At 49.0% G+C, this 23,766-nt stretch carries 24 protein-coding genes; all 24 read left to right on the forward strand.

From position 1 onward, the window contains the following. Positions 1–118: 118 nt before the first annotated feature. The 24 genes from NDK47_RS11800 to NDK47_RS11915 all read left to right on the forward strand — a co-directional run bounded on the left by NDK47_RS11800 (position 119) and on the right by NDK47_RS11915 (position 23,759). The gene (locus NDK47_RS11800) at positions 119–1,012 is read left to right on the forward strand and encodes an AlbA family DNA-binding domain-containing protein (protein ID WP_251875010.1); all 894 of its coding nucleotides are present in this window, start codon (positions 119–121) and stop codon (positions 1,010–1,012) included. A gap of 41 nt (positions 1,013–1,053) precedes the next feature. Further along, a complete protein-coding gene (locus NDK47_RS11805) occupies positions 1,054–2,109 on the forward strand; it encodes a hypothetical protein (protein WP_251875012.1) in 1,056 nt (351 codons plus the stop codon). 192 nt (positions 2,110–2,301) lie between these two features. Next, positions 2,302–3,462, forward strand: a complete 1,161-nt coding sequence (sucC, locus tag NDK47_RS11810) for an ADP-forming succinate--CoA ligase subunit beta (protein ID WP_251875014.1) — start codon at positions 2,302–2,304, stop codon at positions 3,460–3,462. Between the two features lie 43 nt (positions 3,463–3,505). Continuing rightward, entirely contained in the window at positions 3,506–4,408 is a 903-nt protein-coding gene (gene sucD, locus NDK47_RS11815) for a succinate--CoA ligase subunit alpha (RefSeq protein ID WP_251875015.1), read from the forward strand. A gap of 152 nt (positions 4,409–4,560) precedes the next feature. Next, the gene (gene dprA / locus NDK47_RS11820; protein ID WP_251875017.1) at positions 4,561–5,691 is read left to right on the forward strand and encodes a DNA-processing protein DprA; all 1,131 of its coding nucleotides are present in this window, start codon (positions 4,561–4,563) and stop codon (positions 5,689–5,691) included. 106 nt (positions 5,692–5,797) lie between these two features. After that, positions 5,798–7,876: a type I DNA topoisomerase gene (topA, locus tag NDK47_RS11825; protein WP_251875019.1), complete on the forward strand. Its 2,079-nt coding sequence runs from the start codon at positions 5,798–5,800 to the stop codon at positions 7,874–7,876. A 20-nt stretch (positions 7,877–7,896) separates the two neighbouring features. Next, positions 7,897–9,213, forward strand: a complete 1,317-nt coding sequence (gene trmFO, locus NDK47_RS11830) for an FADH(2)-oxidizing methylenetetrahydrofolate--tRNA-(uracil(54)-C(5))-methyltransferase TrmFO (protein ID WP_251875021.1) — start codon at positions 7,897–7,899, stop codon at positions 9,211–9,213. A 62-nt stretch (positions 9,214–9,275) separates the two neighbouring features. After that, the gene (xerC, locus tag NDK47_RS11835) at positions 9,276–10,217 is read left to right on the forward strand and encodes a tyrosine recombinase XerC (protein ID WP_251875023.1); all 942 of its coding nucleotides are present in this window, start codon (positions 9,276–9,278) and stop codon (positions 10,215–10,217) included. Positions 10,218–10,233: 16 nt separating this feature from the next. Then, the gene (hslV, locus tag NDK47_RS11840; protein WP_251875025.1) at positions 10,234–10,776 is read left to right on the forward strand and encodes an ATP-dependent protease subunit HslV; all 543 of its coding nucleotides are present in this window, start codon (positions 10,234–10,236) and stop codon (positions 10,774–10,776) included. A 14-nt stretch (positions 10,777–10,790) separates the two neighbouring features. Beyond that, positions 10,791–12,185 (forward strand): ATP-dependent protease ATPase subunit HslU, encoded by a 1,395-nt coding sequence (hslU, locus tag NDK47_RS11845; RefSeq protein WP_305883385.1) that lies wholly within the window; start codon positions 10,791–10,793, stop codon positions 12,183–12,185. Positions 12,186–12,231: 46 nt separating this feature from the next. Then, entirely contained in the window at positions 12,232–13,011 is a 780-nt protein-coding gene (codY, locus tag NDK47_RS11850; RefSeq protein ID WP_198829631.1) for a GTP-sensing pleiotropic transcriptional regulator CodY, read from the forward strand. Between the two features lie 412 nt (positions 13,012–13,423). After that, on the forward strand, positions 13,424–13,834 hold the full coding sequence (gene flgB, locus NDK47_RS11855) for a flagellar basal body rod protein FlgB (protein WP_251875027.1): 411 nt from the start codon (positions 13,424–13,426) through the stop codon (positions 13,832–13,834). Positions 13,835–13,836: 2 nt separating this feature from the next. Next, complete coding sequence (gene flgC, locus NDK47_RS11860; RefSeq protein WP_251875029.1) at positions 13,837–14,295, forward strand: flagellar basal body rod protein FlgC; 459 nt, start codon at positions 13,837–13,839, stop codon at positions 14,293–14,295. A 17-nt stretch (positions 14,296–14,312) separates the two neighbouring features. After that, positions 14,313–14,612: a flagellar hook-basal body complex protein FliE gene (gene fliE / locus NDK47_RS11865; protein WP_251875031.1), complete on the forward strand. Its 300-nt coding sequence runs from the start codon at positions 14,313–14,315 to the stop codon at positions 14,610–14,612. A gap of 30 nt (positions 14,613–14,642) precedes the next feature. Then, the gene (gene fliF / locus NDK47_RS11870) at positions 14,643–16,223 is read left to right on the forward strand and encodes a flagellar basal-body MS-ring/collar protein FliF (protein WP_251875033.1); all 1,581 of its coding nucleotides are present in this window, start codon (positions 14,643–14,645) and stop codon (positions 16,221–16,223) included. A gap of 13 nt (positions 16,224–16,236) precedes the next feature. Further along, positions 16,237–17,250, forward strand: a complete 1,014-nt coding sequence (gene fliG, locus NDK47_RS11875; RefSeq protein ID WP_251875035.1) for a flagellar motor switch protein FliG — start codon at positions 16,237–16,239, stop codon at positions 17,248–17,250. Then, positions 17,234–18,052, forward strand: a complete 819-nt coding sequence (gene fliH, locus NDK47_RS11880) for a flagellar assembly protein FliH (RefSeq protein ID WP_251875037.1) — start codon at positions 17,234–17,236, stop codon at positions 18,050–18,052. Before fliG ends, fliH begins: the two co-directional genes overlap by 17 nt. Continuing rightward, the gene (fliI, locus tag NDK47_RS11885; protein ID WP_251875039.1) at positions 18,049–19,368 is read left to right on the forward strand and encodes a flagellar protein export ATPase FliI; all 1,320 of its coding nucleotides are present in this window, start codon (positions 18,049–18,051) and stop codon (positions 19,366–19,368) included. The genes fliH and fliI overlap by 4 nt, the downstream gene beginning before the upstream one ends. 1 nt (position 19,369) lies before the next feature. After that, entirely contained in the window at positions 19,370–19,816 is a 447-nt protein-coding gene (gene fliJ / locus NDK47_RS11890; protein WP_251875041.1) for a flagellar export protein FliJ, read from the forward strand. Between the two features lie 12 nt (positions 19,817–19,828). Beyond that, entirely contained in the window at positions 19,829–20,728 is a 900-nt protein-coding gene (locus NDK47_RS11895; protein WP_251875043.1) for a MotE family protein, read from the forward strand. Between the two features lie 71 nt (positions 20,729–20,799). After that, the gene (locus tag NDK47_RS11900) at positions 20,800–22,134 is read left to right on the forward strand and encodes a flagellar hook-length control protein FliK (RefSeq protein ID WP_251875045.1); all 1,335 of its coding nucleotides are present in this window, start codon (positions 20,800–20,802) and stop codon (positions 22,132–22,134) included. A 24-nt stretch (positions 22,135–22,158) separates the two neighbouring features. Then, positions 22,159–22,554 (forward strand): TIGR02530 family flagellar biosynthesis protein, encoded by a 396-nt coding sequence (locus NDK47_RS11905; protein WP_251875047.1) that lies wholly within the window; start codon positions 22,159–22,161, stop codon positions 22,552–22,554. A gap of 92 nt (positions 22,555–22,646) precedes the next feature. Beyond that, positions 22,647–23,468: a flagellar basal body rod protein FlgG gene (gene flgG, locus NDK47_RS11910; RefSeq protein ID WP_251875049.1), complete on the forward strand. Its 822-nt coding sequence runs from the start codon at positions 22,647–22,649 to the stop codon at positions 23,466–23,468. A gap of 66 nt (positions 23,469–23,534) precedes the next feature. Beyond that, a complete protein-coding gene (locus NDK47_RS11915; RefSeq protein WP_251875059.1) occupies positions 23,535–23,759 on the forward strand; it encodes a flagellar FlbD family protein in 225 nt (74 codons plus the stop codon). Positions 23,760–23,766: the final 7 nt, after the last annotated feature.

Here is a 23,766-nt window from a genome sequence, read left to right on the forward strand (position 1 = left end):
GCTGAAAAACTGCTGGCTTCGGCCCCCTTTTTTGGGGATTAACTGAAAAAAGCTGGTCAATGATCAAATGACTGAGATAGAATAAGAAAAATGAACCAGACGCAAAATGAGGAGAACTATGCGCCATTCATGTACGTTTTTAGCAGACGTCAAGAAATTGGACGAAAGTACCGTATTCTTTGATTTTTACCATCTAAGCAAACTACCGAAGCTGAACAGAGAATTGTTGAAGACGGCTGTGCTTCTGCCTCGTCATTACTTTGACTACCTGTATTTCAACGGCGTGTTGGAAGTGGAAAATGAAAATGGCTATCATCCCTTGCAGCCTCAGTCGGCAGCGGTAGGGATGAATATACGCTCACTGGGAAGTACGGTTATTTTTGACATGTGCTTCTCCCCTCAAACATACAAGCTCTGGCAACATACGGATGTTGTCATCCATGACATATCCCTGCCTGCAGATACGTTTGAAGAGTATGTGTACAGGCTGGGCGCGATTAGCCGTTTCCGCTATCTCGGAAGGGTAGACGATCCTGTCATGGCTACGCAGCTTGGGGAGAGTGACCGGATTGAATTCAAACAAGATTTCTTGCTTTCAAAGAGCGGAATCATAAAGACAATCGTCGCTTTTGCCAACTCCAATAATGGAAATCTCTTCTTGGGAATCTCGGATGAAGGTGAAATCATCGGGGTAAACCACGAGCTGGAACATTATGGGGACCCAGACAAATACGTTCTGGCGATCACCCAGTATATCCAGGACAAAACCGTACCATTCTTGACCCCTTTTCCGAAGATCACCTTGAACAAAGTGCAAGATAAATACGTCGTCTCCATTTTTGTGGAAGTCGGCTCAGAGCTGTTTTGCGGACTGGACAAGAACAACGAAAAGTTCGTAGCAATCCGCACGAACAATCGCTCGGTCGTCGTAAAAGATCCACATCAAATTAGCGAGATTTATGTAAAACGCAAGTTGGGCAGTGAAATCAGCCGTCGATTAGGGCTTCTGTGAAGGTATCGGCACGAAGGCGAACACGATGGGGAGGTACCTGCATGAAAGTGAAATTAGGTATGTATCTGTTTCCGGTATTGATGGCCGGTCTGCTGTTGGCTGGTTGCTCAGAAAACATGCAAGGCCAGCCGGCAGATATGAAAAAGCAGATAGATGCTGAACTGGGGTCGATTGAGAGGATTACTGTACTGTCCACGGATGGGGTAGAGGTTCCGTTGGAGTTGCCGACTTTTTTAAAGGAACTGACCGAACAGGGAAGTGATTTGCAAAAGTCTGATCAGCCTTTGGCACGCGAAGAAATCAGGTACACGCTCGTTTTATACCGTGCCAAACTGGCTCCACTGGTCGTTGAAATTGGGGAACAAGCCAGTCAATACGGGGAGAACACCTACAGAGGGCAGGGGGCTGTGAAGTTTTACCAGTGGATTTACAAACAGGCTGGAGTAGGGTTGCTCTCCGGGACATATCGGTCCACCGTCCTATCCGCAGTTGATTTGAACCAGACGCTCACGCTTGACAAAGACCAAACTTTCGCTGTTCAGGAAGTGTTAGTAACAGCAGAGCCTTTGATGGAAAAGGAACGGCATCAATACCCGCTGTATCCTTACTACCAAATGCGGGTGGATACGGGTGAGCGAATGCTCGATGCCACTTTGCTCACCCCGACCATGATCGCGGTTCCGTTTGGCCGCGAGACTCAGTATTATCGGATTCAGGGTTCTTTGTTCTCTCAATTTACGCAGTGGATGCCACCGCGCAAAATGACCGATGATTCGTTCCAGCAGCTCTATCAGGCTGCTACGATCCGGTTGATCGCAACTGGTGCCGAAGCCAAGGGGTCAGTGGAGAAAAAATCGACAGAAACGACAGTTGAACAGGGGATGGCTCATCATTGCGTTCGCCTGCTGAAAAACAGTACGCTCCTTTCGCAGGAACCGAAAAACCATGGTGCTGAAAAGTATCAGCTTTCCTTTGCGGTGGGAGATACCGTGCATACCGTTTACTTTTATGACCGTTTCTTCCGATATCAGGAGAACTGGTACGCTCAGGATAAGCTGGAGGAAGAGATTTTTCGATTGCTCGGTTCTAAGAAATAAAGGCTTTCTTATCATGATAAACACCTTTTATGGTCACGATAATCAGAGAAGATACAATCATGACACTACCACTTTTGCGAATTTTGTCGTAGAATAGTCATGTTGCACTGATTGTGGCGGTCTTTCCCATGCGCAAAAAGCATTTTGCGACGGGGGAGCTGCTGATCTTTATCTGCCATAGGAGGATGGAGAATGAACATTCATGAGTATCAAGGCAAAGAGATACTTAAGCAGTATGGTGTGAAAGTACCAGAGGGAAAAGTTGCCTTTACTGTCGATGAAGCAGTAGAAGCGGCCAAACAACTGGGCACGCAGGTCGTTGTGGTAAAAGCGCAAATCCATGCAGGCGGTCGCGGTAAGGCTGGCGGCGTAAAGGTTGCGAAAAACCTCGATGAAGTACGTACATACGCCCAAGAGATCCTCGGCAAGGTACTGGTAACTCATCAAACAGGCCCAGAAGGAAAAGAAGTGAAGCGCCTTCTGATCGAACAAGGCTGCGACATCAAAAAAGAATACTACGTAGGTGTAGTCGTTGACCGTGCGACAGGAAGCGTTGTCATGATGGCATCCGAAGAAGGCGGTACGGAGATCGAGGAAGTAGCAGCGGCGACTCCGGAAAAAATCTTCAAGGAAGTTATCGATCCAGTTACTGGCTTGAATGCTTTCCAAGCACGTCGCTTGGCTTATGCCATTAACATTCCAAAAGAACTGATCAACAAGGCTGCCAAGTTCATGATGAGCTTGTATCAAGCTTTCGTTGAAAAAGATTGCTCGATTGCTGAAATTAACCCACTCGTAGTAACAGGCGATGGCGAAGTGATGGCACTCGACGCCAAGCTGAACTTCGACAGCAATGCCCTGTATCGTCACGCTGACATCGTGGCTCTGCGCGACCTGGATGAAGAAGATGAAAAAGAAATTGAAGCTTCCAAGTTTGATCTCTCTTACATCGCTCTCGATGGAAACATCGGTTGCATGGTGAACGGTGCCGGACTTGCGATGGCTACGATGGACATCGTGAAGTTCTACGGTGGAGATCCTGCGAACTTCCTCGATGTAGGTGGCGGCGCTACCGAAGAGAAAGTAACAGAAGCCTTCAAGATCATTCTTCGCGACGAAAAGGTAAAAGGAATTTTCGTCAACATTTTCGGCGGCATCATGAAGTGCGATGTCATTGCGAACGGTGTTGTGAACGCTGCAAAACAAATCAAACTGGACAAACCTCTCGTTGTTCGCCTCGAAGGCACCAACGTAGATCTGGGCAAGAAAATCCTCAACGAGTCCGGTCTGAATATCGTGGCTGCAGAGTCTATGGCTGACGGAGCAGAGAAAATCGTATCTTTGGTAAAGTAAGCTAGGCAACTAGATACGTTAAAAAAGGTGGGAAAATTACGCGATGAGTATTCTTGTTAATAAAAATACAAAAGTTATTACGCAAGGGATTACAGGTGCAACGGGTCTGTTCCACACTCGCGGAGCCGTAGAATACGGTACACAAATGGTGGGCGGCGTTACACCAGGAAAAGGCGGAACCGAAGTTGACGGTATTCCGATTTTCAATACAGTAGCTGAAGCAGTAGCAAAAACAGGCGCAAACGCTTCTGTTATTTACGTTGCTCCTCCATTTGCTGCTGACGCGATCATGGAAGCAGTAGATGCTGAACTGGATCTCGTGATTTGCATCACCGAAGGTATTCCTGTCCTCGACATGGTAAAAGTAAAACGTTACATGGAAGGCAAGAAAACCAAGCTGATCGGACCAAACTGCCCTGGCGTAATCACTCCGGGCGAGTGCAAAATCGGTATCATGCCTGGCTACATTCATACACCTGGTAAAGTCGGTATCGTTTCCCGTTCTGGTACCTTGACATATGAAGCCGTACACCAAACCTCCACCCGCGGTATCGGTCAATCCACAGCGGTTGGAATTGGTGGTGACCCTGTAAAAGGCATGGAGTTCATTGACGTTCTGAAAATGTTCAATGAAGATCCAGACACGGAAGCTGTAATCATGATCGGTGAGATCGGCGGAACTGCAGAAGAAGAAGCAGCCGAGTGGATCGCAGCCAACATGAAAAAGCCTGTAGTCGGCTTCATTGGCGGTCAAACTGCACCTCCAGGAAAACGTATGGGCCACGCTGGTGCGATCATTTCTGGCGGAAAAGGTACAGCTGCTGAAAAAATCGCCAAGCTGGAAGAGTGCGGCGTACGCGTAGCAAAAACACCTGCCGTGATCGGGGAAACGCTGGTCGAAGTCCTGAAAGAACGCGGCATGCTCGACAAAGTAATGAGCAAATAATACAGGAACAGCACAGAAAAAGGACAGGCTCTATGCCTGTTCTTTCTTTTTGCCTTCGTGCCTCATCTGTTGAGAGCGCAAATTTTCTAGAGCCCCCTACTGTCTCCAGCTACAATAACAGGCAAGAGAAGGATGGGAGGCATAGGGTATCCATGAAAGATAAAAATAAGCGTAAGAGAGAAGAAACGAAGTGGTTTTACGCACTGTCTTGTGTGCCAGGTTTGGGCAGAAGAAAATTGCGTGAGCTTTATCAAATGTGCGGTTCGTTTCAAGAAGCGGGCAAAAAATGGGCCCAAATGGCTACGAAGATAGGCCTTACTGGCCCCCAAATCAAGCGTGGAGAAGGGATGTTAACAGCGGAGAGTGTTGAGGCGCAATTTCACAGTCTCCGACAGCGGGGTATCGGAATTGTCGGTTGCTGGGAAGAAGAGTTCCCGCCTTTGCTTCAGGCCATTCCAGATCCGCCTTTGGCTCTCTTTTATAAAGGGGATTTGGGATTAACCAGGGTTCCTGCGATTGGAGTTGTCGGTTCCAGAAAACCAACCCCGTACGGACGTGCAGCTTGTAGAAATTTGGTGAAACAGCTTAGTGCAGCGGGTCTTGTTGTCGTATCCGGTTTAGCCTACGGAATTGACGCGGAAGCTCATCGAGAAACAATCAAAGAAGGCGGGGCGACCATCGGTGTACTGGGTTGTGGTATTGATATCATTTATCCTCCTGTCCATCGGGACTTGTATCAGGAGGTAGCCGCTACGGGTTTGCTCGTTTCAGAATACCCGCCAGGTACACCGCCAGTCCCAGGCTTGTTTCCAGAACGAAATCGCATTATCAGCGGGCTAGGCTTCGGTGTACTGGTGGTAGAGGCGGCAGAGAAGAGCGGTTCTCTGGTAACAGCCGATTGCGCACTGGAACAAGGACGAGAGGTTTTTGCGGTCCCAGGTCCGATTTTTTCAGATGTCAGCGCAGGGCCGCATAACTTGATCAAACAAGGAGCAAAGCTAGTAACAGCAGTTGTTGATGTGCTGGAGGAACTGCCGTCTTTTCAGGAGTCAGACAACTCCGGGCATGTACAGAAAGGAAAGCATGGTGGACCAGAACTGACGATCCTGAGTGAAGACGAGCAAATGCTGATTGAGCATATTGGTCATGAGCCCGTCCATCTCGATGAAATCAGCGAGATCGTTCAGGACAAGGGCACTGTCCACCTGTACCGAACTTTGCTGAATATGGAGAGTAAACAAGTGATCACGAGCCTGCCCGGCGGGTATTATGTAAGAAGATAGGCCCCATTTGGGGAGAGCCGCAACATCAATAGCTGCTTGTGTTTGACAAATTGGATAAGCATATTTAATAATAGGGAGGATTCCTAACAGAAAGGGGAGGAAAAAAATGGCTGATACGCTAGTGATTGTTGAATCCCCGGCGAAAGCAAAAACGATTGGTAAATATCTGGGAAGCAAATATATAGTAAAGGCGTCGATGGGCCATGTGCGGGACCTCCCGAAAAGCCAAATGGGTGTCGACGTAACACAGCAATTTCAACCCAAATACATAACGATCCGCGGCAAGGGCGATGTATTGAAAAGCTTGAAGGACGCAGCCAAGAAAGTGAAAAAAGTATATCTGGCGGCGGACCCGGATCGTGAAGGGGAAGCGATTGCGTGGCATCTCGCCCAGTATTTGGGCCTCGATCTGAACCAGCCGCTTCGCGTGGTTTTCAACGAAATTACCAAGGATGCGATCAAAGAAGCGTTCAAACAACCGCGCCATATTAACATGGATCTGGTTAACGCACAGCAAGCGAGAAGGATTTTGGACCGCTTAGTGGGATACAACATCAGCCCGATCCTGTGGAAAAAAGTTCGCAAGGGTTTAAGCGCTGGCCGAGTACAATCGGTTACGGTCAAAATGATTATCGACAGAGAGCGTGAAATTCAACAATTCATCCCGGAAGAATATTGGACGATCAGCAGTATGCTGCTCAGCAACGGGAAGAGGTTTGAAGCAAAATTCTTCGGATACGGTGAAGAAAAAGCAGAGCTGAAATCCGAAGCCGACGTAAAACAGGTGTTGGAGAAAGTTGGCGAGCATCCTTTTGTCGTGCAAAAGGTAACGAAGCGGGAGCGAAAAAGAAATCCGGCACCGCCGTTCATCACCAGCTCTTTGCAGCAGGAAGCAGCCAGGAAGCTGAATTTCCGTACCTCGAAAACGATGCGGATTGCTCAGGAGCTGTACGAAGGGATTGACCTGGGAAACAAAGAGGGTACCGTGGGTTTGATCACCTATATGCGTACAGACTCTACCCGGATTTCGGTTACGGCACAAAACGAAGCAAAGGAATACATTCTGGAGCATTATGGCAGCGACTACGTTTTGTCAGAACCGCGTACGCAGGCCAAGAATGAAAACGCCCAGGATGCGCACGAAGCAATCCGCCCTACGTCTGTCCTGCGATCCCCTGATCAAATGAAAGACGTGCTCAGCCGTGATCAATTGCGCTTGTATCGCTTGATCTGGGAGCGCTTCCTCGCCAGTCAGATGGCGTCCGCTGTTTTGGATACGATGAGTGTGGATATCGACGCAAACGGAGTTGCCTTCCGGGCAACCGGTTCAAAAGTGAAATTCCCCGGATTTATGAAAGTATATATAGAAGGAAGCGACGACAACAACGAGGAAGAATCGTTTCTGCCGCCGATCGAAGAGGGAGAGACGCTCGGTGTTGAAACAATCGAGCCTGCGCAGCATTTTACCCAGCCGCCCCCTCGATACTCAGAAGCGCGATTGATCAAGACGTTGGAGGAAAAAGGAATCGGCCGCCCGTCCACTTATGCGCCAACCCTGGAAACTGTCCAAAAGCGCGGGTACGTTGCTTTGGAGGAAAAACGCTTTATCCCGACAGAGTTGGGGGAAATCGTTATCGGGCTAATTGAGGAATTCTTTCCGGAAATTCTCGACGTCGAGTTTACCGCTCATATGGAATCAGATTTGGACGGGGTCGAAGAAGGCGTAGCCGACTGGATTAAAGTGCTCGACCAGTTTTATGGTGGCTTTGCCAAACGGGTAGCAGTCGCGGAAGAACAGATGGAAGAGGTAGAGCTGAAAGACGAGGAATCCGATGAGTTCTGCGAACTATGCGGAAGCGTGATGGTATACAAGCTGGGCCGTTTTGGAAAGTTTCTGGCCTGCTCCGGATTCCCTGATTGCCGCAATACCAAGCCAATCGTCAAAGAAATTGGCGTAAAGTGCCCAAGTTGTGAAACCGGATCGATTATTGAACGTAAATCTAAAAAGAGCCGCATTTTCTACGGTTGTAACCGTTACCCCGAGTGTGACTTCGTCTCCTGGGACAAACCGATTGCCCGTCCGTGTCCAAAATGCAACAGCCTTCTTGTGGAGAAAAAGAAGAAAAAACAAGGCGTCAGCATCGCGTGCACCAAGTGTGACTACCAGGAAGAAGCCGATTCCTAATAGCGTTGGAGGATAACAGCATGACAAAACAACTACATGTGGCGGTGGTCGGTGCCGGGCTTGCGGGAAGTGAGGCAGCCTGGCAGATTGCCCAATCGGGTGTGAACGTAAAGCTGTACGAAATGCGCCCCAAAACAAAAACACCGGCCCACCATACGGATAAATTTGCCGAGCTTGTTTGCAGCAACTCTCTTCGTGCCAATTCACTGACCAATGCAGTTGGCGTATTAAAGGAAGAAATGCGCCGATTTGATTCGGTGATTATCGGAGCTGCGGACAAATGTGCCGTACCTGCGGGAGGAGCCTTGGCCGTAGACAGGCATGAGTTTGCCCAGTACGTGACAGAAGCTGTACGCAATCACCCGCTGATCGAGGTGCAAAATGAAGAAGTGACCGAGATCCCCGAGGGGATTGTGATTATCGCGACGGGTCCGCTAACTTCACCGGCTTTATCCGAGCAGCTCGCATCCTTGACAGGGGAAGAGTACCTGTATTTTTACGATGCGGCCGCTCCGATCATCGAGCGGGAATCCATCGATATGGAGAAGGCCTTTGTAGCTTCTCGCTATGACAAAGGCGAAGCGGCGTACCTGAATTGTCCGATGAGCGAGGAAGAGTTTAACCGCTTTTACGATGCGCTCGTCAGTGCCGAGGCAGTACCACTGAAAGAATTTGAAAAAGAAATCTTTTTTGAGGGGTGCATGCCGATTGAGGTGATGGCCAGCCGCGGGAGACAGACCATGCTCTTCGGACCGCTAAAGCCAGTCGGCCTGATCGATCCACGCACAGGTAAACAGCCGTACGCGGTTGTACAGCTGCGCCAGGATAACAGTGCGGCGACTCTTTATAATATCGTAGGCTTCCAGACCCATTTGAAATGGCCGGAGCAAAAACGGGTTTTCTCGATGATTCCCGGACTGGAAAACTGCGAAATTATCCGCTACGGAGTGATGCATCGCAATACCTTCATTAATTCTCCGAAGCTGCTGCGTGCCACGTACCAGTATAAACAGCGGGATACGCTGTTCTTCGCTGGACAAATGACAGGGGTAGAAGGCTATGTAGAGTCAGCTGCTTCCGGTTTGTTGGCGGGACTGAATGCCGCCCGTCTAGCGAAAGGAGAGGAACTGCTTGTCCTTCCTCCGGAAACAATCATGGGCAGCATGGCTCGCTACATTACCACGACGGACCCGAATAATTTTCAGCCTATGAATGCAAACTTTGGGCTAGTTCCGGAGCTGGGTAAGCGCATTCGCAACAAACGGGAGAAAAACGAAAAACTCGCTGAGCGGGCGCTAGACACAATTCAGAATTTTACACAAAAACGACACAATTAAAGTTGATATCTGATTTTTTCCTATGTTACTATATAGGTGCCTTCGAGGAGGGTGCGTGCCAGATGGACAATGGGCAAGAAATATCCATAGAAATTGAGTCGTTCGTCCAATATTTACGCATTGAGAAAAATGCCTCTTCTCATACGGTGAAGCATTACGTGGCAGATATCAACGAATTCGTCGCTTTTATGGAACAGCACCAAATCCCCGTATTTGCTGCTGTTTCTTATTTGCACGGCCGTTCTTTTCTCGCCCATTTGGCAAAAAAGGGTCTTTCGCGGCGCAGCATTGCCCGCAAGCTTTCCAGTTTGCGCAGCCTGTACCGCTTCTTGTTAAGGGAAGAAAAACTGACGCAAAATCCGTTTCAAATGGTATCGACACCAAAGGTAGAGAAAAAACTGCCCTCTTTTTTGTACCCAAACGAACTCCAGTCTTTCTTTGACATGCCTGACACGAAGACCCCGCTCGGCTTGCGTGACCGGCTTATTTTTGAGCTTTTGTATGCAAGTGGGATTCGCGTGTCCGAGCTGGTAACACTAACATTGAAAGCAGTCAACCTCAGTATGGGAGTTGCTCTGGTTTACGGCAAAGGGGCAAAAGAAAGATATGTTCCAATCGGTAGTTATGCGTGCGACGTTCTTCGGCAATACCTAGAATATGGAAGAAAAACCCTTCTTGCCGGAAAGACAGACCATGGGTTCCTGCTGCTCAATTATCGAGGGGAGCCACTGTCTGATCGAAGTGTCCGGCGAATCGTCGATAAATACGTGGAAACGCACGCTCTAAATCTTCGCGTCTCTCCACATACGTTTCGCCACACGTTTGCAACCCATCTGCTGAACGGTGGGGCTGATTTGCGAACCGTGCAAGAACTGCTCGGTCACGTCAATATTTCGACTACCCAGGTGTATACACATGTGACGAAGGAAAGGCTGCGACATGTTTACGACGCAGCCCATCCGCGCGCGGGTGATTCCCGTCCGGGATCGGCCGGTAGTACATAAGCGGGAGGAATCTGTAATGGAACAGTTTCATGCGACTACGATTTTTGCCATCCATCATAATGGTGAAGCGGCCATGGCTGGCGATGGCCAAGTCACGTTCGGCAACAGTATGGTAATGAAACACGGCGCAAAAAAAGTAAGGCGTCTCTATCGCGGTGAGGTGCTGGCTGGATTTGCCGGTTCGGTAGCAGATGCGATCACCCTGTTTGAAAAGTTCGAAGCAAAACTTGAAGAATACCATGGCAACCTGCAGAGGGCAGCCGTGGAATTAGCGAAGGAATGGCGTATGGATAAGATTCTGCGTCGGTTGGAAGCGATGATGATTGTCTGCAACAAAGAGCACTTGCTTTTGATCTCGGGCAACGGTGAAATCATCGAACCGGACGATGGAATCCTCGCGATTGGTTCCGGCGGAAGTTTTGCGCTTGCTGCAGGAAGAGCGTTGAAGCGATATGCGCCGCATTTGACCGCAAGAGAAATAGCCGAGGCTTCCTTGCGAACGGCTGCTGAGATTTGCGTATTCACCAACGACAATTTAGTCATCGACGAGATGAAGTGAAGGGAGGACTCCTGGTGTTGAACCTTGAACAATTAACCCCGCGTAAGATTGTCGAACATCTGGATAAATACATCGTAGGGCAAGGTCAAGCGAAAAAGGCGATTGCTGTTGCTCTTCGCAACCGCTATCGCCGTGATAAGCTGCCAGAGCAAATCAGAGATGAGGTAATCCCCAAAAACATCCTGATGATTGGTCCGACCGGTGTGGGGAAGACGGAAATTGCCCGCAGGATTGCGAAGATTACAGGTGCCCCTTTTATCAAAGTAGAGGCGACAAAGTTTACTGAGGTGGGGTATGTCGGACGCGACGTAGAGTCGATGGTTCGCGATCTGATCGAAGCGGCAATCCGCACGGTGAAACAGGAGAAGATGGAATCCGTAAAGGAAAGGGCCGAAAAGCTGGCCAACGAAGCCATCGTCAACATTCTCGTTCCGACGCGAAAACAGCAGCAGTCTTTTAAAAATCCGCTCGAAATGTTTTTCGGCGGGCAACAGCAGCAACAGAATACCGCTGAACCCGAGGATGCCTCGATTGAACAACAGCGCCGTCAGGTAACCTGGCAGCTGGATGCGGGCCAGCTCGAGGAGCAGATGATTGAAATCGATGTGGAAGACCAAAGCCCCTCGATGTTTGACATGTTCCAGGTACCCGGTACGGAGCAAATGGGCATGCAAATGCAGGATATGTTGGGGAATCTTCTCCCGAAACGAACGAAGAAGAGAAAATTGCGAATTAAAGATGCTCGAAAGGTATTAATTCAGCAAGAAGCGCAAAAACTGGTGGATATGGATGAAGTAACACAGGAGTCCATCCGACGTGCTGAAAATCACGGCATCATCTTTATCGACGAGATTGACAAGATCGCCGGCAAGGATAACAGGGGACCTGATGTATCTCGAGAAGGCGTCCAAAGAGACATTTTGCCGATCGTGGAAGGCTCAACTGTCATGACTAAGTATGGTCCGGTCAAAACGGATTACATGCTGTTCATCGCTGCTGGCGCCTTTCACATCGCGAAGCCGTCTGACTTGATTCCTGAGCTTCAGGGACGTTTTCCGATCCGGGTTGAACTGACCAGCTTGCGGGTCGAGGATTTCGTTCGTATCCTGACGGAACCAAAAAACGCCCTGCTGAAGCAATATATTGCGCTTCTTGAAACAGAAGGGATTCGCGTGGAATTTACTGCGGAAGCCATTCAAGAGATCGCTAAGTTGGCTGCTGAAGTGAACCAGTCCACCGACAATATAGGTGCAAGACGACTTCACACCATGCTTGAAAAGCTGCTGGAGGACCTCTCGTTCGAGGCGCCGGACATTCATTTGGATGTTGTGCAGATCACGCCGGAATACGTGCGTGAAAAGCTGGGAGTGATCGTCGGAAACAAAGATTTGAGCCAGTACATTCTCTAAAAAATAATATATGTTGGTCAAGTAAATTGACTGGGAGGAAACCAGAATGGATCTGTTATCGAAAACAAGAAGAATTAACCGCTTGCTGCAAAAATCAGCAGGACATGCGGTAAACTTTAGCGAAATGGCACAGGTGCTCAGCGATGTGATTGAGGCCAATATTTTCGTCGTCAGCCGCAAAGGGAAGCTGCTGGGCTTTGCCATTCATCAGGAAGTAGACAACGAACGTATCCGGAAAATGCTGGAGGAGCGTCGTTTTCCAGAGGAATACAGCCATGGCTTGCTGAAGGTAGAAGAAACCTCCGCAAACCTGGATGTGGATAGTCCTTACACGATTTTCCCAGTGGAGATGAAAGAAGTATTCCGTACAGGCTGGACCACTCTGGTTCCAATCATGGGTGGCGGCGACCGACTGGGTACCCTGATCCTTGGTCGTGTGAATAACCAATTCGTTGATGACGACCTGGTACTGGCGGAAGTAGGGGCGACTGTTGTCGGCATGGAAATTCTGCGTGAACGCTCGGAAGCTATTGAGGAAGAAGCGCGGAGCAAGGCAGTTGTCCAAATGGCTATTGGTTCCCTTTCCTACAGTGAACTGGAGGCAGTTGAGCATATCTTTGAAGAGCTGGAAGGAAAAGAAGGCTTGCTCGTAGCTTCGAAGATTGCTGACCGCGTAGGAATTACCCGTTCTGTGATCGTAAATGCACTGCGCAAGCTGGAGAGTGCGGGTGTGATTGAATCCCGTTCCTTGGGTATGAAGGGTACGTATATCAAAGTATTGAATGAAAAGCTGTTGCCTGAGCTTGAAAAACTGAAAAGTTCATAAAAAAGATAGAACCTTTGTCCAAAAACCGGTATAAGAGGTTTTCCAGAGTCGATAAAGGGGTATAGAAAGGGTGTAGCATATCATGCTACACCTTTTTTCTAGGTCTTTAGACCTATTATCATGTCGAAAATCTGAAAGTTTTATAAAATAGGTAAAAACGTTAGTGGGAAAAAAACTAGATAATTCAAATATTTGTAAGGTTTTTAAACAAAATTTTCATGATACTAACAGGATTAGGAAACGTCAGGGATTTAGTCCCATTGAATCATTTTCCTAAAACTTATGCGAATAGGGCTTTTTTCGTCATACCAGTTTTGCTATGATTGAGTCGTATTCGCGTGTCGAATTAGAAGGAAATTCCTAGAGTTTTGTGGAAATACAGAGAAGCAACGGAATGGGGGGAAGGAGAAAAATGCTGGTAAATAACCATTTGGGGATTCTTGAGCGATCTTTGGACGCTGCCATGCTTCGACAAAGAACGATTGCGAATAACATGGCAAACATTGACACCCCTCACTTTAAAAGCAAGCAAGTTGTGTTTGAAGACCTACTTCAACAGGAAATTTCTGGGTCTTCGAGCCGAAATTTGGCAGCTTATCGCACAAACGCACGTCATATTCCATTTGGTAACAGTGGTATAACGAGCGTACCCAGAATCGTTTCCAATCCAGATGGCATCGTACAAAATAGCGGAAATGACGTGGATATGGAATTCGAAATGAATGAGTATGCCAAAAACATCATTTGGTACGGTGGATTAACACAGCTGACTGCTGGTTATTTTACGAAGCTGCGCAGCGTAATTGAGGGTGGAGGTAAGTAATTATGAGCATGTTTGTTGGAATGAATACAAGCGCATCTGCGTTGACAGCAAACCGTCTGCGTCTGGACACGATCGCCGCGAATGTGGCCAATGCCAATACCACTCGCGCCACCCAGGTAGACGGAGTTTGGCAGCCGTACCGGCGTAAAATGGTTGAGCTGTCTCCAAAGGCTTCGGGCCAATCCTTTGATAATCTGCTTCAGGGAGCCATCGGCATGATATCAGGGGGATCGGAGCAGGGTGTCCGTGTAACGGCGATCCGCGAAGACAATACACCGTTCAAACGGGTGTTTGACCCGACTGATCCGGATGCAGATGCAGAAGGGTACGTTTTGAAGCCGAATGTTGACATGATGAAAGAAATGGTTGATTTGATTTCAGCATCCAGGGCTTATGAGGCGAACGTAACCATTTTGAACGGCGCCAAAAGCATGATGATGAAAGCATTGGAAATCAAATAGGGGAGGGCTTTTAATCGATGGACATAAACGCACTTTCCCGGACGGGCCAGATACAGCCGCAGCTCCAGACAAAAACATATTCGCCTGCAGAAGTTAGCAAATCGTTTTCGTCGTTTTTATCCGATGCGATAACAGAAGTAAATCAAGCACAAATCGAGTCAGCGAACCTGACGGACAAGTTTGCAACTGGCCAGATACAAGATTTACATCAGGTGACCATCGCAGGTCAGAAGTCGTCCCTCATGCTCCAGTTGACATTGCAAGTTCGGAACAAAGTCATAGAGTCCTATCAGGAAATCATGCGAATGCCACTTTAATGTTTGGCGGTATCATTGGTGAGGTGAACCATGAACGAGCGTCTAGCACTATATAAAGATCAAGCTTTGGCGAAATGGAACCAGCTGCCTAACAAACAGAAATGGATGATTTCCGGAATCGCTCTTTTTCTACTACTCTCACTCGGTCTATACATATTTATTGCTTCACAGCCGGTATATAAGCCGTTATACAACCAGCGATTGAGTGAACAGGAGATCGGAATCATCAAACAGGAGCTGGATGGCAAGAAAGTTCCGTATCGCATTACAGACAATGGCACCAGTATTGAAGTGCCGGAAAAACTTGCACAAGATGTCATCGTAGATTTGGCAGCCCAGGGTATCCCGAGTCAGGCAGGCATTAATTCGGAAATTTTCTCCAACACTCTAGGCGTAACAGACCGTCAATTTGACGTGATGAAAAAGGAAGCTCTCCAGCAAGAACTGCGAAAAATGCTGGAACGTGTGAAGGGTGTCCGCAGCGCACAGGTCATGATCTCTTTGCCACAGGAAAGCGTCTGGGTAACCGAAACACCGGATGCCGCAACTGCATCCGTGATCGTAGATGTTGAACCAGGTACCAGACTGGATCAAAAACAGATCAACTCGTTGTATTTGCTGGTATCCCGAAGTGTGCCGAAGCTGTCTCCAGAAAACATCACCATATCCGACCAGTATTCCAATCTGTTGGATCGAACAGATGGAAACGAACCGGAGGGGAACCTGACAGCCTACGAACAACAGGAACGAATCAAAGCAGATGTAGAGAAGAAAATTCAGCAAAACCTGTATACCCTTTTGGGTACGATCATGGGCAGAGACAAGGTCATTGTGCATACCTTCATCAGCATGAATTTTGACAAGGAAAACCGCGTCGAAAATCTGGTTGAAGCCCCTGATAAAGAAAACAATGAAGGTCTTATTATCTCATCACAAAAATTATCCAAAGCATTTAGTGGACAGGGTGCACCTCCCGGAGGCATCGCCGGTACAGGTGCCAATGACACACCTGGCTATCCCGGAAGTACTCCGCAGGGAAGCAACAGTCAGTATGAAGAACTGAACGATACGATCAATCGCGAAGTGAACCGGATTACCCGAAATATTTCGATGAGTCCTTATAAAATTGACGACATTACAATCAATGTCGGGGTAGAGCCGCCAGAAGGTGGCCAATTGGACGAGCAAACGATGGAAGGCATCAAACAGGTCCTTCGAAACGTCGTGCGCGTGACATTGAGTGACAAAGGCATTGATCTGTCACAAGAAGAATTGGACAAGCATATTTCCGTACTGCCACGTCCGTTCTCCGGAAAAGTGGCTGCAGAAAATTCCAGCTTCCTCACACCTGCTTTGCTCTATGGTACGGGTGCAGTAGCCCTGCTTGCTCTCGCAGCAGTCGCTTATCTCATCTACCGCAGGCGCAACCAGGCCAAACTGATGGAAGAGGAAATCGAAGACGTAGGAACCATGCAGTCGATGGAAATTCCCGATTTGGCCTATCAGGAAGACACCGATCAGACAGTGGTGCGAAAACAACTGGAAAAATTGGCGCGCAGCAAGCCGGACGAATTCGTCGTGTTGCTTCGTACTTGGTTAGCTGAAGATTAAGGAGTGAAAGTGAATGGCTCGCGGCGCAAAAGAGTTGTCCGGTAGACAGAAGGCTGCGATCCTGCTCATCTCTCTCGGACCGGAAGTATCCGCACAGGTGTTTAAACATCTGCGAGAGGACGAGATCGAGCAGCTTACGTTGGAAATTGCCAACGTTCGCAAAGTAGATACGGATGAAAAAGACAAGATCCTGGCAGAGTTCCATCAAATTGCGGTGGCGCAAGAAGTTATTTCGCAGGGTGGGATTACCTACGCGAAAGAAATCTTGCAAAAGGCACTGGGTGAAACCAAAGCGATGGATATTATCAATCGCCTTACAGCAAATCTGCAGGTTCGTCCATTTGACTTTGCTCGAAAAGCGGATCCAGGCCAAATTCTTAACTTTATCCAGAATGAACACCCGCAAACCATTGCCCTTGTACTTTCCTACCTGGAGCCTCAGCAAGCTGCGATGATTCTTTCGGCGCTGCCTCAAGAGAGACAGGCAGAGGTAGCAAAGAGAATCGCCTTGATGGACAGCACATCTCCGGAGGTCATCACACAAGTTGAGCAGGTATTGGAGCAAAAGCTATCTGCTACCGTTACGCAGGATTACACGCAAGCAGGTGGTATCGAAGCGATTGTGGCAGTGCTGAACGGTGTGGATAGAGGTACTGAGCGTACGATTCTGGATTCTTTGGAAATACAGGACCCGGAATTGGCAGAAGAAATCAAGAAACGCATGTTTGTCTTCGAAGATATTGCCACCCTGGACAACCGTTCCATTCAGCGGGTTATACGCGACGTGGAAAACGCAGACCTTCAGCTTGCGCTTAAAGTGGCGAGTGAAGAAGTCCGTGAAGTTATCTTCCGGAACATGTCCAAACGGATGGCAGACACATTCAAGGAAGAAATGGAGTTTATGGGACCTGTTCGCTTGCGTGATGTTGAAGAAGCACAGTCCCGCATCGTCGCGATCATTCGCCGCCTAGAAGAAGCAGGTGAGATCATCATCGCTCGCGGCGGAGGAGATGATATCATTGTCTAGGATTCTTAAGCTGTCTCATTATCAAACGTCAGAGGAAGCTTTTCTTCTCTCGGTGAGCGTTTCAAAGTTACAGACGGTTGACTCACCAGAAAAGTTGCAAGAAAATGTGCAAATTGTAAAAAATGCAGAAGAAGAAGCGAAAATCATTCTCCAGGATGCAGAAGAAACCGCGCAGAGACTGCTTCGCGAGGCGATGGAGCAGACAGAAAAAATGCGACAGGAAGCTCTGACCGAAATGGATGAATGGTGGGAAAACAAACGTCATGAGGCAGCGGCTCTCTTTTCCCAGACAGAAGAAGAGGCAAGGAAACAGGGATTTCTCGCCGGACACCAGGCTGGCAAGCAAGAGGCTTGGGAGGAAGAGCGGGAAAAGGTAGAGGAAGCTGGCAAACTGCTGAACTTTGCCCATCAAGAAAAAGAAAGAATCATTGCCGAGGCTGAACCTTTTTTGGTAGAGCTGAGCATCGATATAGCAAAAAAAATATTGGGAGCCGAGCTTGTGACATCCCCAGAGAGTGTGCTGGAAATCGTGAAGGACACGCTTAGACGCTCGCGGGTTCACGGAGAAATATCCGTATGTGTTCATCAGCGTCATTTCAATTTTGTCCAAGAACACAGGGCACAGCTTTTGGCGATTCTGGACGGACAGGCAGAGTTGTCGATTTATCCGGATCACTCCGTTGATGAAGGTGGCTGTATTATTCGCACTCCATTGGGGAGTGTCGATGCACGAATTGATACACAGTTGACGGAAATCCGCCAAGCACTTCTGGAGATCGCCAAGGGAAGTGAGATAAGATGACCGTTCTCGACCTGAGCAAATATCGGCATGTTCTGGAAGCCATTGATCCAGTGCGAATCAATGGCAAGGTCACCCAAGTTGTTGGCCTGACGATTGAATCCCAGGGGCCTGAAGTGAAGCTTGGAGAAATCTGTCACATCTATGCCAACCAAAGTCAGGAACCGATTGCAGCGGAAGTCGTAGGCTTTCGAGAAAACAAAGTGTTGATGATGCCGCTTGGCGAATTGACAGCCATTGGGCCAGGAAGTGACGTCGTGGCAACAGGACGCTCCCTTCAAGTCAAAGTAGGTCCGGAGATCCTCGGACGGATACTCGATGGATTGGGGCGACCTCTACAGGGACAGTTGCCGCTTGGGCTAACTTCGTATCCGACGAATAACATGCCACCCAACCCGCTTTTGCGGCCAAGGATTCAGGAGCCGCTAAGTGTGGGAGTGCGTGCCATCGACGGACTGCTTACTGTAGGAAAAGGTCAGCGCGTGGGGATTTTTGCCGGCTCCGGTGTCGGTAAGAGTACCTTGATGGGGATGATTGCCCGGAATACGACAGCAGACATCAACGTGATCGGCTTGATCGGTGAGCGTGGCCGAGAGGTTATGGAGTTTATCGAGAGGGACCTCGGGGAAGAGGGATTGAAGAGGTCAGTCGTAGTCGTAGCCACTTCTGATCAACCGGCGATGATTCGGATCAAAGGAGCGATGATCGCGACGTCCATCGCAGAGTATTTCCGTGATCGCGGGTTGAATGTGATGCTGATGATGGATTCCGTCACTCGTTTTGCCATGGCCCAGCGGGAAATTGGACTTGCCATTGGCGAGCCGCCAGCGACGCGAGGCTATACGCCGTCGGTGTTTGCCTTGTTGCCCAAGCTTTTGGAGCGAGCAGGCACTGCAGATGTAGGCAGTATTACAGCGTTTTATACGGTACTCGTCGATTCGGATGACATGAATGATCCGATTGCAGATGCTGTCCGCGGGATTTTGGACGGACATATCGTACTTGACCGGAAGATTGCCCACAAGGGACATTTCCCAGCCATCGATGTGATGGCCAGTGTAAGCCGCGTGATGAATGAGATATCTACAGATAATCACTTGGAAGCCGCACGTCAGCTGAAAAGGCATCTGGCTGTTTTTAAAGAAGCAGAAGATCTCATCAACATCGGTGCGTATAAACCGGGAACCAACCGGGAGATTGATCTGGCGATTCGCTACAGAGATGTGATTCGGGAATTTACAGCGCAGGGCACGCATGAACCATCTGATCTCCAAAGTGCCATCAAGTCGCTGATCACTCATTTTGGGGGAGTGAACTAGTGTGAAAGTGTTCCAGTTTCATCTCCAGAAGGTCTTGGATGTGAAGGAGAAAGAGAAGGAACAGGCTGAATGGGCTTTTGGCAAATCGGTTCAGCGCAAGAATGAAGAAGAATGGAAATTGGGCCAGCTTCAAGGACTTCACGAAGAAGCGACTGGCATGCTGCATGCGGTTCAGACAGAAACGGTCAGCATCGCACGATTGATGGAAATCACCCAGTACAAAGAGGCCGTTGAGCGCTCCATAACCAGACAAAAAGTTACGCTGTATGGATGTGAGCAGGAAATGGAAAAATGCAAGCTGCGGCTGACTGAACAGATGAAAGAGACACAGCTTTGGCAAAAGCTTCGCGAGAAAGCGCATTGGCAATACACGGAGGATGCCAAGCTGCGGGAACAAAAAGAGATGGACGAGATTGGCACACAGCTCTATCTTCGCAAGAGCAACTGATGGAGGTTCACTATGGAAGAAATCCAAGAAGAACGGGAATATAGCAGGTGGGAATGGTTCTTTTACATGATTGTTATCCCTGCTCTGTTTGCCACGCTCCTTGGGGGAGTCTTTCTCAGCTTTCTGGGTGTCAATGTCCTGGGACATGTGCTTGGTTGGGCAAACACAATCCCCTACGTGGAAAAACTGATCCCGGATGATTATGCGGCAAAAGATGGCGATACGCCAAACGTGGATAAGGCCAAACAGGTGCAGACCTTACAAAATGAACAAGCCCAGAATCAGCAGACGATTGCCAGCTTGCAAGAAGAAACGGCGAAGAAAGACTCCGCGATTCAAGCCTTGGAGCAGCAGGTAAAAGATTTGCAAAAGATGATAGAAGACAAGCGGACGTCGGACGAAGAACGCCAGAAGCAGTATCAGGAGCTGGCGAAGCTGTACTCTACGATGTCACCGAAAAACGCAGCGGCTATCGTGGACAATTTAAGTCTGGAAGAAGCCGTGACAGTGATGAAAAAGATGAAGGCCGACCAACAGGCTGGAATCTTGGCAAAGATGGACCCGAAAAAAGCGGCTGATGTGTCCATCCTGTTGAAGGATACCGTCGTCACCAAAGATGACGATATTGCCGCTTTGCAGGAAAGGGTGCAGGTTCTCACCAAAGCACTGAGCGAAACAAGAAAAGACGCTACCAACATCGACTCGCTCATTAACACGTTTTCGCAGATGCCTGCAGAGGACGCAGCATCGATTATCCGCTCCCTGATGGGAACGAACCAAAACCGAGCGATCTCGATCCTGGCAGGCATGTCGAACGACAAGCGCGCTTCGATACTGGCCGCAGTAGCCAAGGAAGACACCAAGAAGAAAGAAGACGTTGCTGCTCGCATAACCAATGAGTTGCTTCGATAAGCGACGAAGAGGAATCTCTTTTACGCTATCGTTTATATAAGCAACAAAAAAATCAGAGGAGGTGTATAGAGATGAATGTAGCCAATCTAATGGCTCCAACTGTACCGGTTGCCAGCGTGCCTGGAACGGGTGTCCAGACAGGTGCAACGGGTCAGCAAGCTTTCGGCTCGCTGGGAAATTTGTTTGCCATGCAAATGACATCTGCCCTCGAAAGCATGCAAGCGACAGAGGAAAACGAATTGTTTGGCGACGCTGGAGAGATGGACAGCAAGGATATGGCAGAGCTGACCGAATTGCTCGCGCTTTTGCAGCAGTTTGTTACGCTCCCCCTGGATCAAAACCAGGAAGAAGCAGCGGCCATCACGGAAAAAGCGAGTCAATTGCCAGATTTCACAGGCAAGCTCGCCCAGCTTCCCGAACTGGGGCAGAAACAGATGGAGAGCATGCATGCTGCGTTCACTCAGCGGGGACTCCCGCAAGCAACCGCCGAAAAGCTGGCTGCGTTTCTGACAGCTCTATCACAAACAGATCAGACCATTCCTCAAAAGGGACAGGTCAAGCTGGATGAACAGTCAAATGAGCTGCTCAAACGGTTGGGGTTGACGGGGGTCCAATCTGAACAGGGGAAAACAGAAGAAAAGAAACCGAGCGCAGGCATGGTGAATGCCGCTCAAGTGAAACAGGGATCTGCCGAACAGACGGCTACCGCCCATCACCTGACGCAGCGTGCAAGTCAGATGCCAGCAATGCAGAATTTACGCGTTTCCCATGCATTGGCAAGCTACCAGACAGAAGCCGGCTTGCAAGCAAAGTCTGGTGTACTCGCGGATGCACTGAACGGCACTGACAAGAAAGCGACAGAAGCTGAGTTCCCTTCATTGAATTTGAATGCACAGGTAAGCCCTGGCCCGCAGCCTGCCTCATCTCAAAAGGCAAATGCGGCAAATAACGCACATCCGGTACAGGCGAATCAGTTTAGCCAGCAGGTATCCCAACTGTTTGTAAAACAGATGAAGCTGACGCAAGTGAACGGTGTTCACGAAGCCAGACTGATCCTGTATCCGCAGTCTCTCGGACAGGTAGATGTTAAAATCACCTCACAAAACGGGATCGTTACTGCTCATTTCTCCGCGGAAACCGCAGCAGGAAAAGAATTGCTTGATAACCAGTTGTCACAATTACGGGCTGCCTTGACCCAACAGGGCTTGCAGGTGGAGCGACTCGAAGTCAGCCAGCAAGGACAGTCATCCAATTTGGCTTTCCAACAACAGCAGCAGCGCGAACGCCAGCCTCAGCCTGAAAACGAAAACCAGAAGCAAACCGCCCAGGATGACGCTGAATTTTCACTGGAAGCCTTGCTTGACAACAGTGAAGAGGTTATCAGCAGAATCGGCAATTCCCGTTAGAGAGCGGGTAAAGGAGGAGTTGCCATGCATTCGTTTCACATTGGGCAGACCTACTTTCCTGTCAAGCCGAGCTCTCCGGCATCCATTCGTCCGGCAGGAGCTGCACCATCCGGAAAGACCTTTCATGACGTTCTGGTGGAATCGATTGATCAGCCAAACGAGAAACGCGCCCTCAGCTTTAGCCAGCATGCCTTGAACCGACTGCAAGAGAGAGGCATTACGCTGGACGATGCGAAATTGGACCGTCTGACTTCAGGTGTTAGAAAAGCAGCCAACAAAGGGGCGAGGGAATCACTGATCATGATGGATAATGTGGCCTTTGTCGTCAGCATCCCCAATCGAAAGGTGATTACAGCGGTGGATGACAACCGAATGAAGGACAATGTCTTTACCAATATTGACAGTGCTGTGTTTGTATAGGAAAAAGGGCCGGACCTCTTCGGAGGAAGCCCATCGGCTGCCGACCGACTGAAGCAGTCAGCAACTAAACATTTCGAGGAGGAATCAGATATATGCTACGTTCCATGTATGCCGGAATTTCAGGTTTGCGCGGATTTCAGACCAAACTGGATGTAATCGGCAATAACATTGCTAACGTAAATACCGTGGGGTTCAAGAAAAGCCGTGTTATGTTTCAGGATATCCTGAGCCAAAATATCGGCGGTGCAACCGCTCCAAGCGAAGACGGCGGAAAGGGTGGAGCAAACCCTCTCCAGGTAGGCTTGGGATCTCAAATGGCTTCCATTGACATGGTCTTTAGCAGCGGCAGCCCGATGACTACCAATCTGCCAACGGATTTGTCCATCGAAGGAGAAGGCTTCTTCATGGTAACCCCAGACGAAGGAACCACTGTTTACTACACACGCGCAGGAAATTTCACGCGTGATGCGGATGGATTCATGGTGAATCCCCAAGGGCTGAAGCTGATGGATTCCGATGGCGGAGTCATTCAGATTTCGCGTGATGATGGAGTTATGTCCTACTCGATCGGAAAAGACGGGGGCATCACGACCGTGGATGATCAAGGGCAGCTGGCTACGGACGTTTTCGTCGGTGTCATGATGTTCAACAACCCGGGTGGATTGAAGAAAATCGGCAACTCTTTGTATGAGAATACAATGAACAGCGGGGCACAGGATGGAGATCCAGTGACTCCGATCACACCAGCGGAGGCAGGGGTAAATATCATCGCAGGCCAACTGGAGATGTCCAACGTGGATCTTTCTGAAGAGTTTACCGAGATGATCGTTGCCCAGCGCGGTTTCCAGGCAAACTCCCGGATTATCACAACATCTGATTCGGTTCTGGAAGAACTGGTGAACCTGAAACGCTAATGTCTAAAGGGGATCGGGGAGTGAGGCTGCATGCTTCCTCCCCCTGAACCCCGAAAGGAGCGGCAAATGATCCAATTAACCCGGTTTAACGGCGTCAAGTTTTATTTAAACGCAACGCATGTAGAAACGGTGGAGTCCACTCCAGATACAGTTATCACCTTGCTTACGGGGAAGAAGTACATCGTTCGGGAAACAGCAGAGGAAGTGAGATCACAGATCCTGCATTTCTACCAGCAAGCGTTTCCGGCATTTACGCCGCCGCGCAAGCCGGACGACGATTCCATTGAATAGCGGGAGG

Origin of the sequence: Brevibacillus ruminantium (genome assembly GCF_023746555.1) — a bacterium.
Lineage (GTDB): Bacteria > Bacillota > Bacilli > Brevibacillales > Brevibacillaceae > Brevibacillus > Brevibacillus ruminantium.

Excerpts from the sequence above, each read along its gene's own strand:
- NDK47_RS11805 (WP_251875012.1), top strand. The coding sequence starts at position 1,054 with ATGAAAGTGAAATTAGGTATGTATCTGTTTCCGGTATTGATGGCCGGT.
- trmFO (WP_251875021.1), top strand. The coding sequence starts at position 7,897 with ATGACAAAACAACTACATGTGGCGGTGGTCGGTGCCGGGCTTGCGGGA.
- fliH (WP_251875037.1), top strand. The coding sequence starts at position 17,234 with ATGATATCATTGTCTAGGATTCTTAAGCTGTCTCATTATCAAACGTCA.
- flgG (WP_251875049.1), top strand. The coding sequence starts at position 22,647 with ATGCTACGTTCCATGTATGCCGGAATTTCAGGTTTGCGCGGATTTCAG.
- NDK47_RS11915 (WP_251875059.1), top strand. The coding sequence starts at position 23,535 with ATGATCCAATTAACCCGGTTTAACGGCGTCAAGTTTTATTTAAACGCA.
- hslV (WP_251875025.1), top strand. The coding sequence starts at position 10,234 with ATGGAACAGTTTCATGCGACTACGATTTTTGCCATCCATCATAATGGT.
- dprA (WP_251875017.1), top strand. The coding sequence starts at position 4,561 with ATGAAAGATAAAAATAAGCGTAAGAGAGAAGAAACGAAGTGGTTTTAC.
- flgB (WP_251875027.1), top strand. The coding sequence starts at position 13,424 with ATGCTGGTAAATAACCATTTGGGGATTCTTGAGCGATCTTTGGACGCT.
- sucD (WP_251875015.1), top strand. The coding sequence starts at position 3,506 with ATGAGTATTCTTGTTAATAAAAATACAAAAGTTATTACGCAAGGGATT.
- fliG (WP_251875035.1), top strand. The coding sequence starts at position 16,237 with ATGGCTCGCGGCGCAAAAGAGTTGTCCGGTAGACAGAAGGCTGCGATC.
- flgC (WP_251875029.1), top strand. The coding sequence starts at position 13,837 with ATGAGCATGTTTGTTGGAATGAATACAAGCGCATCTGCGTTGACAGCA.
- fliI (WP_251875039.1), top strand. The coding sequence starts at position 18,049 with ATGACCGTTCTCGACCTGAGCAAATATCGGCATGTTCTGGAAGCCATT.
- NDK47_RS11905 (WP_251875047.1), top strand. The coding sequence starts at position 22,159 with ATGCATTCGTTTCACATTGGGCAGACCTACTTTCCTGTCAAGCCGAGC.
- xerC (WP_251875023.1), top strand. The coding sequence starts at position 9,276 with ATGGACAATGGGCAAGAAATATCCATAGAAATTGAGTCGTTCGTCCAA.
- topA (WP_251875019.1), top strand. The coding sequence starts at position 5,798 with ATGGCTGATACGCTAGTGATTGTTGAATCCCCGGCGAAAGCAAAAACG.
- sucC (WP_251875014.1), top strand. The coding sequence starts at position 2,302 with ATGAACATTCATGAGTATCAAGGCAAAGAGATACTTAAGCAGTATGGT.
- NDK47_RS11800 (WP_251875010.1), top strand. The coding sequence starts at position 119 with ATGCGCCATTCATGTACGTTTTTAGCAGACGTCAAGAAATTGGACGAA.
- NDK47_RS11900 (WP_251875045.1), top strand. The coding sequence starts at position 20,800 with ATGAATGTAGCCAATCTAATGGCTCCAACTGTACCGGTTGCCAGCGTG.
- fliE (WP_251875031.1), top strand. The coding sequence starts at position 14,313 with ATGGACATAAACGCACTTTCCCGGACGGGCCAGATACAGCCGCAGCTC.
- NDK47_RS11895 (WP_251875043.1), top strand. The coding sequence starts at position 19,829 with ATGGAAGAAATCCAAGAAGAACGGGAATATAGCAGGTGGGAATGGTTC.
- fliF (WP_251875033.1), top strand. The coding sequence starts at position 14,643 with ATGAACGAGCGTCTAGCACTATATAAAGATCAAGCTTTGGCGAAATGG.
- codY (WP_198829631.1), top strand. The coding sequence starts at position 12,232 with ATGGATCTGTTATCGAAAACAAGAAGAATTAACCGCTTGCTGCAAAAA.